The organism is Paraburkholderia acidisoli (assembly GCF_009789675.1).
Lineage (GTDB): Bacteria > Pseudomonadota > Gammaproteobacteria > Burkholderiales > Burkholderiaceae > Paraburkholderia > Paraburkholderia acidisoli.
Map to the genome: position 1 here is coordinate 1417907 of NZ_CP046914.1, position 18342 is coordinate 1436248.

The 18342-nt window shown below is 60.3% G+C and carries 12 protein-coding genes, 2 tRNA genes and 3 rRNA genes; 14 read left to right on the plus strand and 3 right to left on the minus strand.

From position 1 onward, the window contains the following. Nucleotides 1–69: 69 nt before the first annotated feature. The 10 genes from phnT to rrf all read left to right on the plus strand — a co-directional run bounded on the left by phnT (nt 70) and on the right by rrf (nt 10111). Complete coding sequence (phnT, locus tag FAZ98_RS20450; protein ID WP_407672088.1) at nt 70–1176, plus strand: 2-aminoethylphosphonate ABC transport system ATP-binding subunit PhnT; 1107 nt, start codon at nt 70–72, stop codon at nt 1174–1176. Then, nucleotides 1154–2080, plus strand: a complete 927-nt coding sequence (locus tag FAZ98_RS20455) for a 2-aminoethylphosphonate ABC transporter permease subunit (protein WP_158953211.1) — start codon at nt 1154–1156, stop codon at nt 2078–2080. Before phnT ends, FAZ98_RS20455 begins: the two co-directional genes overlap by 23 nt. Continuing rightward, a complete protein-coding gene (gene phnV, locus FAZ98_RS20460) occupies nt 2070–2945 on the plus strand; it encodes a 2-aminoethylphosphonate ABC transport system, membrane component PhnV (RefSeq protein WP_158953212.1) in 876 nt (291 codons plus the stop codon). The genes FAZ98_RS20455 and phnV overlap by 11 nt, the downstream gene beginning before the upstream one ends. Nucleotide 2946: 1 nt before the next feature. After that, nucleotides 2947–3642 (plus strand): GntR family transcriptional regulator, encoded by a 696-nt coding sequence (locus FAZ98_RS20465; protein ID WP_158953214.1) that lies wholly within the window; start codon nt 2947–2949, stop codon nt 3640–3642. Between the two features lie 60 nt (nt 3643–3702). Beyond that, nucleotides 3703–4257, plus strand: coding sequence for a phosphonate degradation HD-domain oxygenase (locus FAZ98_RS20470; RefSeq protein ID WP_158953216.1), 555 nt, complete (start codon nt 3703–3705; stop codon nt 4255–4257). 517 nt (nt 4258–4774) lie between these two features. Beyond that, a 16S ribosomal RNA gene (locus FAZ98_RS20475) occupies nt 4775–6303 on the plus strand. Nucleotides 6304–6369: 66 nt separating this feature from the next. Beyond that, a tRNA-Ile gene (locus FAZ98_RS20480) sits at nt 6370–6446 on the plus strand. Nucleotides 6447–6540: 94 nt separating this feature from the next. Next, nucleotides 6541–6616 (plus strand) — tRNA-Ala (locus FAZ98_RS20485). 305 nt (nt 6617–6921) lie between these two features. Beyond that, nucleotides 6922–9794, plus strand: a 23S ribosomal RNA gene (locus FAZ98_RS20490). Nucleotides 9795–9997: 203 nt separating this feature from the next. Beyond that, nucleotides 9998–10111, plus strand: a 5S ribosomal RNA gene (gene rrf, locus FAZ98_RS20495). The 16S, 23S and 5S rRNA genes sit together here with 2 tRNA genes alongside, the layout of an rRNA operon. A gap of 181 nt (nt 10112–10292) precedes the next feature. Here rrf and FAZ98_RS20500 read toward each other — a convergent pair. Then, nucleotides 10293–11288, minus strand: a complete 996-nt coding sequence (locus FAZ98_RS20500; protein WP_158953218.1) for a LysR family transcriptional regulator — start codon at nt 11286–11288, stop codon at nt 10293–10295. A 242-nt stretch (nt 11289–11530) separates the two neighbouring features. Here FAZ98_RS20500 and FAZ98_RS20505 point away from each other — a divergent pair, with 242 nt between their 5' ends. The 3 genes from FAZ98_RS20505 to FAZ98_RS20515 all read left to right on the plus strand — a co-directional run bounded on the left by FAZ98_RS20505 (nt 11531) and on the right by FAZ98_RS20515 (nt 15816). Beyond that, complete coding sequence (locus FAZ98_RS20505) at nt 11531–13726, plus strand: FUSC family protein (protein ID WP_158953220.1); 2196 nt, start codon at nt 11531–11533, stop codon at nt 13724–13726. 156 nt (nt 13727–13882) lie between these two features. Next, a complete protein-coding gene (locus tag FAZ98_RS20510) occupies nt 13883–14101 on the plus strand; it encodes a hypothetical protein (RefSeq protein WP_158953222.1) in 219 nt (72 codons plus the stop codon). A gap of 185 nt (nt 14102–14286) precedes the next feature. After that, the gene (locus tag FAZ98_RS20515; protein ID WP_158953224.1) at nt 14287–15816 is read left to right on the plus strand and encodes an acetyl-CoA hydrolase/transferase family protein; all 1530 of its coding nucleotides are present in this window, start codon (nt 14287–14289) and stop codon (nt 15814–15816) included. Nucleotides 15817–15892: 76 nt separating this feature from the next. On the opposite strand, the gene FAZ98_RS20520 is transcribed toward FAZ98_RS20515, so the two are convergent. Together FAZ98_RS20520 and FAZ98_RS20525 are read right to left on the minus strand one after the other, a co-directional pair. Next, entirely contained in the window at nt 15893–16144 is a 252-nt protein-coding gene (locus FAZ98_RS20520; protein ID WP_158953226.1) for a GlsB/YeaQ/YmgE family stress response membrane protein, read from the minus strand. 200 nt (nt 16145–16344) lie between these two features. Then, nucleotides 16345–17052, minus strand: coding sequence for an MgtC/SapB family protein (locus FAZ98_RS20525; protein WP_158953228.1), 708 nt, complete (start codon nt 17050–17052; stop codon nt 16345–16347). Nucleotides 17053–17276: 224 nt separating this feature from the next. On the opposite strand from FAZ98_RS20525, the gene FAZ98_RS20530 reads away from it, so the two are divergent. Then, nucleotides 17277–18341 (plus strand): LysR family transcriptional regulator, encoded by a 1065-nt coding sequence (locus FAZ98_RS20530; protein ID WP_158953230.1) that lies wholly within the window; start codon nt 17277–17279, stop codon nt 18339–18341. Nucleotide 18342 lies beyond the last annotated feature (1 nt).

Consider the following 18342-nt stretch of genomic DNA (forward strand, 5'->3'; position numbering starts at 1 on the left):
CGCGGCCGCGCGCGTTGCCAGCGCGCTGCCGCGTCGTCGCATTTGGGTTTTACACGCAGGAGATTCCCGGTGAATACCGCAAGCCTCGCGCCGGCCGGCATGGCCCGCGCGCTGCCGGATGTGTCCGGACTGACCGATACGACCGACGCGCGCCACGCGGGCGTGCAGATCGACAACCTGAGCGTGCGCTTCGGCGCGCGCACGGTGCTCGACAATCTGTCGCTCACGATCCGCCGCGGCGAACTGTTGACCGTGCTCGGCCGCAGCGGCTGCGGCAAGACCACCTTGCTGCGCTTCATCGCCGGCTTTATCGAAGCGGATGGCCTCGCGGGTTCGCTGACCGTCGCGGGCCGCGACCTCACGCACGTGGCGCCGCATCAGCGCAATCTCGGGCTGCTGTTCCAGAGCTACGCGCTGTTTCCGCATCTTTCCGTATTCGAGAACGTCGCGTTCGGCCTCAAGGCGCGCCGCGTGCCGTCGCGCGAGATCGCGCGCCGCGTGGCCGATGCGCTCAAGCTCGTGCAACTCGGCGACGCGGGCCACGTCATGCCCGCGCAACTCTCGGGCGGCATGCAGCAACGCGTGGCGCTGGCGCGCGCGCTCGTGATCGAGCCGGACGTGCTGCTGCTCGACGAACCGCTTTCGGCGCTCGACGCCAATCTGCGCGCCTCGGTGCGCTCCGAGCTCAAGGCGCTGCACGAACGTTTGCCCGACCTGACGATCGTGTGCGTCACGCACGATCAAGACGACGCGCTCGTGCTCTCCGACCGCACGCTGTTGATGCGCGACGGTCACATCGCGCAACTCGGCACGCCGCAGGAACTCTACGACGCGCCGAACGACGCCTATGTGGCGCGTTATCTGGGCGCGGCGAACCTGCTGCCGCCGGGCGTGGCGTTTCCCGTGGGCGATAAACGCCACGACGTGCGCGACAAGCTCGCGTGCCTGCGTCCCGAAAGCCTGCGCATCGTGCCGCTCGGCGAGGGCGCGCTGCACGGCACGATCGAGTCGGTCGAATGGTACGGCTCGGTGCTCTCGGTGCCGGTGCTGCTCGACGCGATGCCGAACGAACCGGTGCTCGTCACCATGCAGCGCGGCCACGGCATGACGCCGGCGAAAGGCATGCGCGTTTCCCTGCGCTACGAGGCTGACGATGTCGTCCTTATCAACCCCTGATTCCGCCGCGGGCACCATGCCGGGCCTGCCCGGCGCCGACGCGCACGCGGCCGCCGTGCGCCGCCGCGAACGACGTGCGCAATGGCACATCGCGTTTCTGCTCGTGTTCGTGCTGGGACCGCTCGTGGTGTATCCGCTCGTGCGCCTCGTGCTGCTGAGCCTCTCGGGCGCGCACGGGCTGAGCTTCGGTGCGTACGCGACCTTCTTCGGCAATCCCGATTCGCGCGGCGTGATCGGCACGACGCTGTGGATTCTGTTCCTGAGCGCCGGGCTCGCGTCGATACTCGGCGTGGCGCTGGCGGCGTTGCTGTTCTTCAAGCCGTTTCCGGGCGCCTCGCTCGTCACGCGCTTCCTCGAACTGTTCGTGGCGTTCCCGTCGTTTCTGGTCGCGTTCACGCTGATCTTTCTGTACGGCTCGCAGGGCTCGGTGAGCATTGCGATACAACGGATGTTCCATCTGCAAACACCGCCGATGGACTTTCTGTTCGGCATCGGCGGCGTGGTGCTCGCCGAAGTGGTGTTCTACGCGCCGTTCGTGGTGCGCCCGACGCTCGCGGCCTTCGCGCTGCTCGACATGCGCCTGATCGAAGCCGCGCGCAGTCTCGGCGCGAACAGCCGCATGGTCGCGCTGCGCGTGATTCTGCCGCTCGCGTGGCCGGGTATCGCGGCGGGCACGATCCTGTGTTTCCTGCTCACGTTCAACGAGTTCGGCATTCTGCTCGTGCTCGGCAGCGCGCATCTCGTGACATTGCCCGTGGCGATCTACAGCTCGGCCACCGTCGACCTCGATCTGCCGACCGCTGCCGCGGGCGCCGTCGTGATGCTGGCGATGTCGCTGTCCTTGTATGCGCTGTACCGGCGCGTGAATCGTCGCAGCCAGGGAGGCACGCGCAATGTCAACTAATCCCGCCGCGGAAAACAACCGCGTGACCTTGCCGCCGATGCACAAGCGCGCGCGTCCGGTCGAGCGCGGCCTGGTCGCGCGCCTTGCCAGCGGTCTCGTGCTCGCCTTCGCCGCGTTGCTGTGTTTCTGGCTGTTCGTGTTGCCGGTGATCGTCGTGGCGCTTTCGAGCGTGGCGTCGCACTGGTCGGGCACGATCTTCCCCGACGGCTTCAGCATGCGCTGGTTCGAGCGCCTCGGTTCCAGCGACTTCGACGCGCTCACCACGAGCCTCGAAGTCGGCTTCGGCGTGGCCGTGCTCGGCACGGCGCTCGGGCTCTGGCTCGCGCTGGCGCTCGAAGGGCGCGACCGCCGCGGACTCGGCGCGCTCGTCGACATGCTCGCGATGGTGCCCAACGGCGTGCCGAGCGTCGTGCTCGGCCTCGCGGTGCTGATCGCGTATCACAAGGCGCCGCTCGACCTGTCGAGTTCGGCGGCGATCGTGGTGTTCGTGCAGCTCGCGCTGGTGCTGCCGTTTTGTTATCGATGCGCGTCGGCGGCGCTGCGTCCCGAGTTGACCGTGCTGCGCGAGGCGGCCGCGAGTCTCGGTGCGCCGCCGTCGATGGTGCTGCGCCGCGTGGTGCTGCCGCAGCTCGTGCCGGCGATTCGCGCGAGTCTCGCGCTCGGCTTCGCGCTTTCGCTCGGCGAACTGGGGGCCACGCTCACGGTGTATCCGCCGGGCTTCGCTACGGTGCCGATCGTCGTGGTGGGCGCGGTGGAGCGCGGCTATTACCTTCCGGCGTCGGCGTTGTCGCTGATCCTGCTGATCGTCTCGCTGGCGGCGCTGTTGCTGATCGCGGCGCGGGTGCCGCGCCGGCGCGCGGGCTGAGATGGACGCGACGCGGTTCGCGGCGCCGCCGGCGCAGGACGCACCGGCCATCGACGATGAAGAAGCGCCGCTCTCCACGGCGCCCCAGCATTCGCTGACGGAGCGGGTGCGCGACGAAATCGAACGGCGTATCGCGGCGGGGCAGCTTGCGCCCGGCGACAAACTCGTCGAAGCCGATTGGGCGACGCGGCTCGCGGTCTCGCGCGGTCCGGTGCGCGAGGCGTTTCGCGCGCTCGAACAGGCGGGCCTCGTGCGCAACGAGAAACATCGCGGCGTGTTCGTGCGGCGCGTGGGTGTTGCGGAGGCGCGGGAATTGGGCGAAGTCTGCGCGGCGTTGCGCGAAGCGGCGTGCCGGATGCTGGCGGCGCGTATCGATTCGGCGATGGTGGCGCAATTGCGCGAGCGGCTCGACGCGATGCGCGCGGCGCTCGTCAATGCGGACGGAGAGGCGTTCCTGCTGGCGCGCGACGCGTTTCGCGCGGCGCTGGTGGCATCGGCGGGAAACGAGCGGTTGCGGGAAACCCATGCGCGCGCGGTCAGCGAGTTGCGGCTTGCGGCGCGCCGTGTCGCGCCCGCGAGCGGGGCGATGGAGATCGCCTACGCGGGGCATCGCGCGTTGCTCAGCGCGTTGGCGTCGCGGGATGCGGACGAGTCGTCGCTGCGCATGCGCGCGTCGTGCGCCGATGAAGCGGCATAGTTATCAAGCGGTGGCGCGGCGGCGGTCGCCGGCCATCGACAGGCAAGCAAGGAGTGGAAGATGGCACTGAGTCTCGCGGATATTCGCCAATTGTTCGAAGCGCACGGCGCGACCGCGTATAGCGGCGAACCCGTCACGCAACTGGAGCACGCGCTGCAGAGCGGCGCGCTCGCGCAGGAAGACGGGGCGAGCGAGGAGCTGGTGGCGGCGGCGTTTTTGCACGACCTCGGGCATTTGCTGAATCGCCAGGGGGAAACGCCCACCGAGCGCGGTATCGACGATCTGCATCAATACTATGCGCTGCCGTTCCTGCGGCCGGTGCTGCCGGACAGCGTTCTGGAACCGATCCGGCTGCACGTGGATGCCAAGCGCTACCTGTGCGCCACCGACGCGGCGTATTTCAGCTGTCTCTCGGCGGACTCGGTGCGCAGCCTCGAACTGCAAGGCGGTATTTTCGACGCCGGGCAGGCGCACGATTTCGCTGCGCGCCCTTATGCCGACGACGCGGTGCGCCTGCGCCGCTGGGACGATCTCGCCAAGGTGTCCGGCAAACCGACGCCCGATCTCGACCACTATCTGGGGATCGTCGAGCGCGTGATGCAACGGCATGCGTGAGCCGGCGCGTGCTGCGCCTTTCCCCGACTTTCAAGCCGATCAAAAAACCGCTTGCAAGATGTCACGGGCGTGACTAGAATCTCGGTCTTTCGCGCTTTCCATGAAGGCGCGGGGAGACGGGAAGCCTCGGCGAAAGCCTTGTGCGGCTTGGGTCTCCGGGCAGTTGAAGTTGAGCGGCAGGTTGAGCGAAGTAAAAAAACCTGTTGACAGATCGCCCGGCAGTCTTCATAATCTCGTTTCTCTGCTGCTGACGCAGCAACGCAGAAAACGCCGGACGGTAGCGCAGCAGTTTGCGACTGGCCAGCGGTTTCAGCGAATCGATCTTTAAAAATTTACAGCCGATAAGTGTGGGCGCTTGATGCGGTGGCGGCCTGAAACGTTCTCCGGAACGCTTCGGGATAAGCAAAAGTATCAAGAGTCTCACACTAAAGTAAGTCAGGTTTTTGAATTTATTCAAATTCCTGTCAGCTTTGAGTGAGCGACCGGTTCGAAAGAACCGAAAAACAGTAACAGGTTTGAACTGAAGAGTTTGATCGCTCAGATTGAACGCTGGCGGCATGCCTTACACATGCAAGTCGAACGGCAGCACGGGTGCTTGCACCTGGTGGCGAGTGGCGAACGGGTGAGTAATACATCGGAACGTGTCCTGTAGTGGGGGATAGCCCGGCGAAAGCCGGATTAATACCGCATACGATCTACGGATGAAAGCGGGGGACCTTCGGGCCTCGCGCTATAGGGGCGGCCGATGGCGGATTAGCTAGTTGGTGGGGTAAAGGCCCACCAGGCGACGATCCGTAGCTGGTCTGAGAGGACGACCAGCCACACTGGGACTGAGACACGGCCCAGACTCCTACGGGAGGCAGCAGTGGGGAATTTTGGACAATGGGGGAAACCCTGATCCAGCAATGCCGCGTGTGTGAAGAAGGCCTTCGGGTTGTAAAGCACTTTTGTCCGGAAAGAAAACCATCTGGCTAATATCCGGGTGGGATGACGGTACCGGAAGAATAAGCACCGGCTAACTACGTGCCAGCAGCCGCGGTAATACGTAGGGTGCAAGCGTTAATCGGAATTACTGGGCGTAAAGCGTGCGCAGGCGGTGATGTAAGACCGATGTGAAATCCCCGGGCTTAACCTGGGAACTGCATTGGTGACTGCATCGCTGGAGTATGGCAGAGGGGGGTAGAATTCCACGTGTAGCAGTGAAATGCGTAGAGATGTGGAGGAATACCGATGGCGAAGGCAGCCCCCTGGGCCAATACTGACGCTCATGCACGAAAGCGTGGGGAGCAAACAGGATTAGATACCCTGGTAGTCCACGCCCTAAACGATGTCAACTGGTTGTTGGGGATTCATTTCCTTAGTAACGTAGCTAACGCGTGAAGTTGACCGCCTGGGGAGTACGGTCGCAAGATTAAAACTCAAAGGAATTGACGGGGACCCGCACAAGCGGTGGATGATGTGGATTAATTCGATGCAACGCGAAAAACCTTACCTACCCTTGACATGTACGGAATCCTGCTGAGAGGTGGGAGTGCCCGAAAGGGAGCCGTAACACAGGTGCTGCATGGCTGTCGTCAGCTCGTGTCGTGAGATGTTGGGTTAAGTCCCGCAACGAGCGCAACCCTTGTCCCTAGTTGCTACGCAAGAGCACTCCAGGGAGACTGCCGGTGACAAACCGGAGGAAGGTGGGGATGACGTCAAGTCCTCATGGCCCTTATGGGTAGGGCTTCACACGTCATACAATGGTCGGAACAGAGGGTTGCCAAGCCGCGAGGTGGAGCCAATCCCAGAAAACCGATCGTAGTCCGGATCGCAGTCTGCAACTCGACTGCGTGAAGCTGGAATCGCTAGTAATCGCGGATCAGCATGCCGCGGTGAATACGTTCCCGGGTCTTGTACACACCGCCCGTCACACCATGGGAGTGGGTTTTGCCAGAAGTGGCTAGTCTAACCGCAAGGAGGACGGTCACCACGGCAGGATTCATGACTGGGGTGAAGTCGTAACAAGGTAGCCGTATCGGAAGGTGCGGCTGGATCACCTCCTTTCCAGAGCTTTCTGCTCACCGCGTTTTAAGCGCTCACACTTGTCGGCTGTAAAGAAGACAGACTCAGGGGTCTGTAGCTCAGTCGGTTAGAGCACCGTCTTGATAAGGCGGGGGTCGATGGTTCGAATCCATCCAGACCCACCATGTCGATTGACCGTTGGTGCTTCAGCACCTACGGGCATCCCATCCCCGCAGGGGACAGGGCGTGTGCATGCCACTGGGTCTGAATGGTACGAGCGGGGGATTAGCTCAGCTGGGAGAGCACCTGCTTTGCAAGCAGGGGGTCGTCGGTTCGATCCCGTCATCCTCCACCAATCCTCAATGCCTAGTGTCCGGTTTGAACACAAGCCGGGTATTAAGCATTGGCGATTGAGCCAGTCAGAGCGATGTGAGTAAAACCATATCGGCTGTCGTTCTTTAACAATCAGGAAGAAGTAGTAAAGAGATTCATCTGAAAGTGTCTAGAGATGGGCACGAGTAGGTGAATCAGGGTTGTGATTGTATCAATGTATTTTTAAGTGATCGAAAGATCGCCTTGAAATACGGCGCAACACGAATACTCAACCTGTAACGCGTGACTCTCGCTGTGAGCAATCACACAGAGACACACCCGTTATAGGGTCAAGCGAACAAGTGCATGTGGTGGATGCCTTGGCGATCACAGGCGATGAAGGACGCGGTAGCCTGCGAAAAGCGGTGGGGAGCTGGCAAACAAGCTTTGATCCACCGATATCCGAATGGGGAAACCCACTCCGTATGGAGTATCCATGACTGAATACATAGGTCATGTGAAGCGAACGCGGCGAACTGAAACATCTAAGTAGCCGCAGGAAAAGAAATCAACCGAGATTCCCAAAGTAGTGGCGAGCGAAATGGGACCAGCCTGCATTCTTTATCTGTACCGTCAGCCAAACGCTCTGGAAAGTGCGGCCATAGTGGGTGATAGCCCCGTAGGCGAAGACGGAATGGAAGAACTAGGTATGCGACAAGTAGGGCGGGACACGTGAAATCCTGTCTGAAGATGGGGACCATCCTCCAAGGCTAAATACTCGTGATCGACCGATAGTGAACCAGTACCGTGAGGGAAAGGCGAAAAGAACCCCGGGAGGAGTGAAATAGATCCTGAAACCGCATGCATACAAACAGTCGGAGCCTCGCAAGGGTGACGGCGTACCTTTGTATAATGGGTCAGCGACTTACATTCAGTGGCAAGCTTAACCGAATAGGGCAGGCGTAGCGAAAGCGAGTCCGAACAGGGCGTCCAGTCGCTGGGTGTAGACCCGAAACCAGGTGATCTATCCATGGCGAGGTTGAAGGCACGGTAACACGTGCTGGAGGACCGAACCCACTAACGTTGAAAAGTTAGGGGATGAGCTGTGGATAGGGTGAAAGGCTAAACAAACGGAAATAGCTGGTTCTCTCCGAAAACTATTTAGGTAGTGCCTCGTGTATCACCTTCGGGGGTAGAGCACTGTCATGGTTGAAGGGTCCATTGCGGATTACTTCGCCATAGCAAACTCCGAATACCGAAGAGTGCAATCACGGGAGACAGACATCGGGTGCTAACGTCCGGTGTCAAGAGGGAAACAACCCAGACCGCCAGCTAAGGTCCCCAAATATGGCTAAGTGGGAAACGAAGTGGGAAGGCTAAAACAGTCAGGAGGTTGGCTTAGAAGCAGCCACCCTTTAAAGAAAGCGTAATAGCTCACTGATCGAGTCGTCCTGCGCGGAAGATGTAACGGGGCTAAGCCATATACCGAAGCTGCGGATGCACATTTATGTGCATGGTAGGAGAGCGTTCTGTAAGCCTGCGAAGGTGCATTGGAAAGTGCGCTGGAGGTATCAGAAGTGCGAATGCTGACATGAGTAGCGATAAAGGGGGTGAAAGGCCCCCTCGCCGTAAGCCCAAGGTTTCCTACGCAACGTTCATCGGCGTAGGGTGAGTCGGCCCCTAAGGCGAGGCAGAAATGCGTAGCTGATGGGAAACAGGTCAATATTCCTGTACCAGTGTGAAATGCGATGGGGGGACGGATCGCGGAAGGTTGTCCGGGTGTTGGAAGTCCCGGTCGCTGCATCGAAGAAGGCACTTTGGCAAATCCGGGTGCGCAATTCAAGGGTGTGGCGCGAGCGGCCTCGAGCTGCGAAGCAATCGGAAGGGGTTCCAGGAAAAGCCTCTAAGCTTCAGTTTCACATTGACCGTACCGCAAACCGACACAGGTGGGCGAGATGAGTATTCTAAGGCGCTTGAGAGAACTCGGGAGAAGGAACTCGGCAAATTGGTACCGTAACTTCGGGATAAGGTACGCCCTGTAGCTTGATGCGCCTGCGCGCAGAGGGTGAAGGGGTTGCAATAAACTGGTGGCTGCGACTGTTTAATAAAAACACAGCACTCTGCAAACACGAAAGTGGACGTATAGGGTGTGACGCCTGCCCGGTGCCGGAAGATTAAATGATGGGGTGCAAGCTCTTGATTGAAGTCCCGGTAAACGGCGGCCGTAACTATAACGGTCCTAAGGTAGCGAAATTCCTTGTCGGGTAAGTTCCGACCTGCACGAATGGCGTAACGATGGCCACACTGTCTCCTCCCGAGACTCAGCGAAGTTGAAGTGTTTGTGATGATGCAATCTCCCCGCGGCTAGACGGAAAGACCCCATGAACCTTTACTGTAGCTTTGCATTGGACTTTGAACCGGTTTGTGTAGGATAGGTGGGAGGCTGTGAAGTGTGGACGCTAGTCTGCATGGAGCCGTCCTTGAAATACCACCCTGATCTGTTTGAGGTTCTAACCTTGGCCCGTGATCCGGGTCGGGGACAGTGCATGGTAGGCAGTTTGACTGGGGCGGTCTCCTCCCAAAGGGTAACGGAGGAGTACGAAGGTACGCTAGGTACGGTCGGAAATCGTGCTGATAGTGCAATGGCATAAGCGTGCTTGACTGTGAGACCCACAAGTCGAACAGGTGCGAAAGCAGGTCATAGTGATCCGGTGGTTCTGTATGGAAGGGCCATCGCTCAACGGATAAAAGGTACTCTGGGGATAACAGGCTGATACCGCCCAAGAGTTCATATCGACGGCGGTGTTTGGCACCTCGATGTCGGCTCATCTCATCCTGGGGGCTGTAGCCGGTCCCAAGGGTATGGCTGTTCGCCATTTAAAGAGGTACGTGAGCTGGGTTTAAAACGTCGTGAGACAGTTTGGTCCCTATCTGCCGTGGGCGCTGGAAGTTTGAGGGGGCCTGCTCCTAGTACGAGAGGACCGGAGTGGACGAACCTCTGGTGTACCGGTTGTCACGCCAGTGGCATCGCCGGGTAGCTATGTTCGGAAGAGATAACCGCTGAAAGCATCTAAGCGGGAAACTCGCCTCAAGATGAGACTTCCCCCGGGGACTAGATCCCCTTGAAGGGTCGTTCGAGACCAGGACGTTGATAGGTCAGGTGTGGAAGCGCAGTAATGCGTTAAGCTAACTGATACTAATTGCCCGTAAGGCTTGATCCTATAACAGGTGTGTGCCGGCAGCCGCCAGTGCGTTAGCACGGAAGGGTGCCCCATCCTGCACAAGGTGCAGGATCTTGGAGAACACATACGGTTGAGATCGTTGTTGTGCCTGAAACAACACAACCCCAATTAAGCAGCACCTCTTTACGCTTCTTCCCGATTGGCTGTGGCGCACCATAAATGCGACGCAGCAACCCGTCATGCCTGATGACCATAGCGAGTTGGTCCCACCCCTTCCCATCCCGAACAGGACCGTGAAACAACTCCACGCCGATGATAGTGCGGATTGCCCGTGTGAAAGTAGGTAATCGTCAGGCTCCTTATGCTGTAAAGTCGAAACCCCGGTAACTCTGAAAGAGTGCCGGGGTTTCGGCGTTTATGCGTGCTGAAATGTGCACGATTCAAGTGTCGATACGAATACAAAAAAGCCGCCCGGTGAGGCGGTTTTTTGTTCATCACCGGTACTGAATCAACCAGGCACCAGCCACTGCGTACCCATTACTGAGCCTCATCGCGCGGCTCAGCCGGAACATTCCCTTCGCCTTCATCATCGGCAAGTTGTTCCTGCGTGAGCTCTTCCAGCGACGCCAGATCACGAGCGATCACCTGCGGCAGATGCGCACGCAGGAACTCCACCCATGTCTTCGTCTTGGCATCGACGAATTTACGCGACGGATACAGCGCGTAGACGTTCGTCTTCTGCAGCTTGTGATGCGGCAGGACCCGCACCAGCGTCCCATTGCGCAAGCCTTCGATCGCTGCGTACACGGGTAGCACGCCGATCCCCATGCCCTCGCGTATCGCTACCGCCAGCGACTCCGCGATATTCACCTGCACCGGACCATCCACGTGCATTTCCACGCTGCCTTCCGGGCCTTCGAGCGTCCATTCGTGCGATGGAAACGCGGGAGTCCTAAGGATCAGACACTCGTGCTGAGCGAGGTCCGCGGGTACACGCGGAGCACCGTGCGTATGCACATAGGCCGGCGACGCACACAGAATGCTGTAGGTCGATCCCAACTGGTGCGAAACGAGATCGGAGTTCGGCAACGCCGATGCCGTAACCACCGAAACGTCGCTGCTCCCTTCGAACAGATCGGGCATGCGCTGCGAAAGCGTCAGCTCGACGGTGACCTCGGGATGCTGCGCGCGATACCGCGAAATAGCCGGCAGCACATATTGCTGCCCGATGCTCGCGAAACTGTGCATACGCAGCGCACCGGCCGGCCGCTCATGCGCGCAACTGGCTTCTTCTTCCGCGCTGTCGACATCCGCGAGAATTTGCGAGCAGCGCTTGAGATATCGCTCTCCCGCCGGCGTGAGCGCCAACCTGCGCGTGGAGCGGTTGAGCAAGCGGGTGCGCAGGTGCGCCTCGAGTTCGGACACGGCGCGCGACATGGCACCCGTCGTCGAATTCAGCGATTGCGCCGCTGCCGTGAAGCTGCCCGCTTCCACGACGCGAACGAACACCCGCATATTTTGTAGCGTATCCATCAGTCCTTCTTGTTTGGCACAGAAACGATATTGTCCGCCTCGCGGACCGGTGCATTGTTGAGCAATCTGGAAGAGACGTTTTGCCGCCGTCCAGTTAATTCGCTTGCCCGAGGCTCCTACAATCGGCGCCTGTCGACCAGCAATAGCGCCTTGGTCTTACGCATTCTCATCGCTCTGTCCCTGCGATGCAGGCGACCTGCCGTGTCATTCCTCAGCAAAAAGCCCGAACGTAGTGTGATTCCATGAGCGGTCCGTCTGCGATACATCGGCCGGTCAATGCGCGTCGGCGTGCCGAAATCGTATGGCGCGTAGCGCGTAAGGCGTGGCGCGACTGGTGCACGAGCGATGGCAGAATCTGGCTGCATCTGTCGAAAACAGTCATCGCCGGATTGCTGGCAATGGGCATTGCGATGTTGCTCGATTTGCCGCAACCGCGTATTGCCATGACTACGGTGTTCGTTCTGATGCAACCGCTCTCCGGCATGGTGTTCGCCAAGAGCATGTATCGCATCGCCGGCACGCTGGTTGGCATGATCGCGGCGGTGACGCTCGGCGCGGCGTTCGTACAGGCGCCCGAACTCTATATCCTCGGGATCACCCTATGGATGGCCGCGTGTACGGCAGCCGCGATGAGGAATCGGCATTTTCGCTGGTACGGGTTCGTGCTTGCGGGCTACACCGCGGCGCTCATCGGCGTGCCGCTCGTCATGCAGCCCAACGATCTCTTTCTCGCCGCGCTAGGACGCGGGGCGGAAGTGGCCGTCGGCATTCTCTGTTCCGGCATGGTCAGTGCGGTGATCGTGCCCCGGCAAACCGGCTCGGTCCTCGCGCAGGCCTTACGCAGTCGTTGTCTCGATTTTACTGCGTTCGCATCGGCTGTACTGTCCGGTGGGCTCGAAAAGGGCACATTTGAAGGGCGATTTGCGCGTCTCGTCGACGATGTCGTGAGCTTCGAGGCCACGCGCGCTTTCTCGTTTTTCGAAGATCCGACGATGCGTGCGCGCTCTGGCGTACTCGCGCGACTGAACGCCGAGTTCATGGACGCCTGCGCGCGGCTCCACGCACTGCGTCAGTTGCTCAAGCGTTTGCAGTGGTCCGATGCCTCGTCAGCACCGCCCACGTTTCATTTCAACGAGCTTGCGGCGCTCCTATCCCATCGACCGCGCGTGAACGAGTGCGATCTCGACCATGCACGACGTCTCGTCGAAGCGCTCGAGGCTTTTCAGCGCACGTTACCGCGCAGCGTGCGTGCGTCACGTCGTGCAATCGATTCCACGCAGCCAGCGGCATTGCTCGAGTTCGACACGTCCGCCGAACTTCTCTATCGCTTCACGATGGAACTCGCGCGCTATCTTCGCAGCTGGATTTCGCTGATGACGCCGGGCGTGACTCATCCACCAGGCGCGGCCCGATACATTCCACGTACCAGCTGGTATGTGGTGACATTCGCCTTCGTGCGCACTGCTACCGTCATGGCGGCGCTCGGCTGGTTCTGGATCGAGACCGACTGGCCGAGCGGTGGCCTCGCGTTGATCGCCGCGGCGCTCACCTGCGCGCTCACCTCCGCGTCGGCGAACGCCGCGCGCCTTGCCGCGCAAATGGCGCTGGGCGCGGCGGCCGCCGCAATAACGGGCTATGTCTACACGTGCCACGTGTATCCGAATGTCGATGGCTTTCCCTTGCTCTGTGCCGCGCTCGTGCCGGTGCTCGCGACCGGCGCATTGCTCGCGACGCGCCCGCGTGTTGCGGGTTATGGCATCGGTTTTTCGGTGTTCTTCTGTTTGTTGGCCGGCCCCGACAACGTGGTCGTTTATACGCCCGATCTGCTGATCAACAACGGTATCGCGGTCGTCGTGGCGATGCTCGTTGCCTCGCTGGCGTTTGTCGTGATCTTTCCGCCCCATATGACATGGCTCGTGGAGCGCATGTGCGTGGCGTTGCGCGGGCAGGTCGTGCTCGCGTGTACCGGCGAACTCGACGGTCTCGGACAGCGCTTCCAGTCGGGCACGCATGATCTCATGCATCAACTGAGACTGGTTTTGAGCGGACGCCCGCGTGCGCATCGTCGTGCATTGCGCTGGATGCTCGTCACGCTCGAAGTCGGTCATGCCATTGTCGATTTGCGCGACGAAGCAGAAGCCGCCTCGTGGCTGCGTGTGCACGATAGTCGCTGGCGTCCCGCATTCGACCGCTTGAATGACACTATCGCGCGCTTGTTTGAACGTCCGGACGGCGCGAGGCTGCGGCGGGCGTTGAGCGCCGTTCGCGCCGCGACCTGGATCGCTCAGGAAGCGCTCAATACGCTTTACGAAGATCGCGAGCGCCGCCACGACGCGCAGCGAATTCTCAGTCATCTGCATTTCATCCGCAGCGCGTTACTGGATCGCGATGCGCCGCTCGGCATTATTGCGCGCCGTGCGCCAAACCATTTCGATTAATCGAAAAATCATTGATAACACAATTAAAAACGAAACATCAATTGATCTTTCTTAAAGCTGGAAATATGCCTTCCATTGCGCCTCGTTAATCAATTCTGACATGACGCATATAGTCACATCGTCGTACCGCAGTTCCCGTTAGCACTGGAGATTAGAATGAAGTCCGTGAAGATCGCTGTTGTTGCCTGTTCGCTGTTTGCCGCTGCCGCTGCATATGCACAGAACGAAGCCCCGGCAGCGAATGTTCCTCAACAAGGCGCGCAAAATGCCGCCGCGCAGGCAGACGTTCCCGCTCATCGCAACCTCGCCAAGCCGGCCCGGCAAGACGAATGCGTCGGTCCTGCCAGCTTCTGCAATATCTATTTCGGTAGCTGAGTCTGGCTACGCCGGCCATGTGCGGGCGATTGCCGACCATCAATGCCGCGACGCCTTCGCAAGAGGCTTCGCGGCTTTGCGCATTGCGGGCGCAGACCAAAGAGAGTTTGGCGAAATCCGTGAGGCACGCGCGCCGATGCAAGTTTTGAAAGCGGCGCAAGATCAGAGAGTTTGTGGAGACTGAGATGTACGAAGACCGTATTCGCTGTGCCGCGTTGCGCGGAAAAATCACCTCGGCCGCCGAGGCAGCTCAACTCGTGCGCAACGGCATGCGCGTGGGGGCAAGCGGCTTTACGCGCGCAGGCGACACGAAAGCCGTGCCCATCGAACTCGCACGGCGCGCACGAGAAGAAAAAGAACCGTTGCGCATTACGTTGATGACGGGCGCGTCGCTTGGCCATGACGTCGATCGCGTGCTGACCGAGGCCGGCGTGCTCGAGCGCCGTTTGCCGTTTCAGGTCGACACCACGCTGCGTAAAGCCATTAATCGCGGCGAGGTGATGTTCGTCGATCAACATCTCTCCGAAACCGTCGAGATGCTGCGCGCCAATCTGCTCGGCAAACTCGACCTCGCCATTATCGAGGCGGCGGCCATTACCGAAACAGGCGCGATTGTGCCCACGACCTCGGTGGGCAATTCGGCGAGCTTCGCTATTCTCGCGGAGAAGGTGATTGTCGAAGTCAACCTCGCGCAGCCGCTCGCGCTGGAAGGGCTGCACGACGTGTGGATTCCGGGCCGCCGCCCGCATCGCGATCCGCTGCCCATCGTGCGTCCGCAAGACCGCGTGGGAACGCTGGCGATCGAGATCCCGCCCGAGAAAATCGCGGCCATCGTCATCACGAACGAGGCGGATAGCCCATCCACGGTGCTACCGGCCGACGAAGAAACCGCACGCATTGCCGGGCATCTGATCGAGTTCCTGCAACACGAAGTCCGGCACGGCCGCATGAGCGCGCAACTGCCACCGCTGCAGGCCGGTATCGGCACGATCGCCAACGCAGTGCTGTCCGGCTTCGTGGATTCGCCGTTCGAAGCGCTCACGATGTACTCGGAGGTCTTGCAGGACTCCACGTTCGATTTGATCGACGCGGGCAAGATGGTGTTCGCGTCGGGCGCCTCGATGACGCTGTCCGCCACGCGTCAGGCGCAGGTACTCGCTGAGCTCGATCGCTATCGCGACAAGCTCGTGTTGCGGCCGCAAGAAGTGAGCAACCATCCTGAAGTCATTCGCCGTCTCGGTCTCATTGCGCTCAATACCGCACTCGAATGCGATATCTACGGCAACGTGAATTCCACGCACGTGAGCGGCACGCACATGATGAATGGCATTGGCGGCTCGGGCGATTTCGCGCGCAATGCCTCGTGCGCGATCTTCGCGACCAAGGCCATTGCCAAGGACGGACGCATTTCGAGCATCGTGCCGATGGTGCCGCACGTCGATCACAATGAACACGACGTGGATGTGATCGTGACCGAACAAGGACTCGCCGATCTGCGCGGCCTTGCACCACGCGAGCGTGCGGCGCTTGTCGTCGATCGTTGTGCGCACCCGCTGTATCGCGACCTGCTGCGCGACTACTATCGCGACGCGCTGAAGGTCGGCGGACAAACGCCGCACGATCTCGCACGCGCTTATGAAATGCATTTGCGTTACAACGCAACGGGTTCGATGCTGCCAATTTCGAGCGAAGGCGATTTGATCGCCAACGGGTAACGCGTCGCCGCGGCCAAAGAAAACGGGAGCCAGGGCTCCCGTTTTTTTATTGCACATACCAAATCAGTAACGGTCACTATCCTCGTCGCACGAGGCGAATGATGAATAGCAGAATGACCGCGCCGATGATGGCGGTGATGATCGAACTGATCATGCCGGTGCCAATTTGAATGTGCAGCATGCCCGCGAGCCAGCCACCAATGAAGGCGCCGACGATACCGACGATGATGTCGACGATCAAGCCGAAACCGCCGCCCTTGACGAGTACGCCCGCAAGCCACCCAGCGATTGCGCCGATGATGAGCCAGGCGATGATGCCGTGGTGCATATGAAAGCTCCCTTGTGTGCGTGAAACGAGTCACGGTAAGTTGAGCTTAGTGCAAGGGCGCGATCACGTCCACGAAACACGGCGTAAATTGACAGTTCTTAAAAGCCACGACGACGAATTTTAAAAAAAGAAATAAAAAAGAAATCGTTTCGTAAGAAATAGGCGAAAAAACGAATGAATTCGTCGAATGAAAGCAAACCTTACTCGGGCGCGATTTCGGTTTCCGCCGCCGTCCAGCTCACGCTCGAAACGCCTTTTTCCATGCTCAGGCGGCTCGCCATTTGTTCGAGTTTCGCCTGGTACTTCGGATGCAAACGCATGGTCGCGGTCACGCGCAAGCGTTGCGGGTCGCCGGCTAAATCTTCGCTCGTGAGACTTTGAAACGAGAGCGGCGTTGAATACATGGAGTTCGAGAGCACAGTGCGAATATGCACTTCGTCTTCTTCGCGGCATACAACAGTAAGCACGTAGCTGCGCACGAGATCGGCATTCGAAACCGGCGTGGCGTTGATCACGCGACTCACCTCGCGCAATACGGTATTCGTGAGCAATACCACGACCGTGCCCGCCAGAGCCGGAGCGTAATGGCCCGCGCCGCATAACACGCCGACTGCCGCGGAACACCATAAGGTGGCCGCCGTATTGATGCCTTGAATGGATCCCTTGTCGCGCATGATGACGCCGCCGCCAAGGAAACCCACTCCGGAGACGACATAAGCCGCGATCTGCGTCACGCCGCTCGAGCCATTGCCAGTCAATACGCCGAGTGTCACGAACAGACATGCGCCGCTCGCGACCAGCGTAATCGTGCGCAAACCGGCCGTGCGCTGGCGAATCTGGCGTTCGAGGCCAATGGCAACACCGCAGGCGAACGCCGCGAGAAGGCGCAGGACGAATTCGAGAGTCATCGTTTTGTCATGAAGCCGCGAGCCGTGCGAGAAAGCGGCAACGCGTGGCGCATATGGTGCACAAAGCATGTACTGACTGCGCCGTGGATCATACGCGGGACGGGGCGTTGCGCCAAGCTGTCGGCGCTGCCATGTTGAAGTCAGCATCGGGCCACGGCTCATGCGCGACACTGTGCGCATTCGGTTGAGATGGCAAAGGCTGGGCGAATGAACAGGAGTTACTGATGGATACGCTGCGCAATATGCGAGTCTTCGTGCGAGTGGTGGAGTCGGGGAGTTTTACGCGTGCCGCCGCGAGCGAAACGATGACGACGGCGCAGGTGTCGCGCGCGGTCACCGACCTCGAATCGCGCCTGCGTACGCGCTTGCTGAATCGAACCACGCGGCGCATGTCGTTGACCGAAGCGGGCGAACGATACTTTCAAAGCTGCAAGCGTATTCTCGCCGACATCGAGCAAGCCGAAGCCGAGGCCGCGGCGGCGCATGCGAATCCGGCCGGCAAGCTGCGGGTATATGGCGGCACGAGTTTCGGTCAGCATTATGTGATGCCGCTGATCGCGCGTTATCAGCAGCACTTGCCGGAAGTGGCCGTCGATCTGACGATCGCGCAAGAGATGCCCGATATCATCGAGGAAGGCTTCGATGTGGCGGTAGTGATTGCGGCCGAGCTCGAAGATTCCGCGCTGATCTCGCAGCATCTGGGCAGCACGGCGGCCATACTCTGCGCCTCGCCCGCGTATTTGCGCGCGCGTGGCGTGCCGAAGTCGTTCGACGACCTCGAAGTGCACACGTGCCTCCATCTCACCGATGCGAGTTTGCCCGCCGGTCAGTGGGTTTCGGAAGGCCCGCTTGGCGAAACGTTCCGCCATACCGGTGTGACGCCGTTCCAGGTGAACAATCCCGAAGCGCTCGCACTCGCCATCCGCGAAGGCATGGGTATCGGTCCGCTGCCCGTGCCCGTGGCGCTGCCCGGTCTCGCCGATGGCACGCTCGTGCGCGTGCTGCCCACGCACCGCCTGCAAACGCTCAATATTTACGCGCTCTACGCGTCGCGCCGTTATCTCGACGCGAAGATCCGTACCTTCGTGGAATTCCTGCGCGAGAAAGTCCCGCTCGTGCTGGCCGAACAGGAAGCCGCGCTTTCGATGTCGGAGACGCCGGTACGCCGCCATCTGGATGCCTCGCAGGCAAACGGTCACGGCGCCCGCACGCGCGAAGTGCGCGAAGGACACAGCGCACGCCATAGCCGTGATGTGCGCGATCCCGAGCGTTTGCGACTCGTGAATTAAT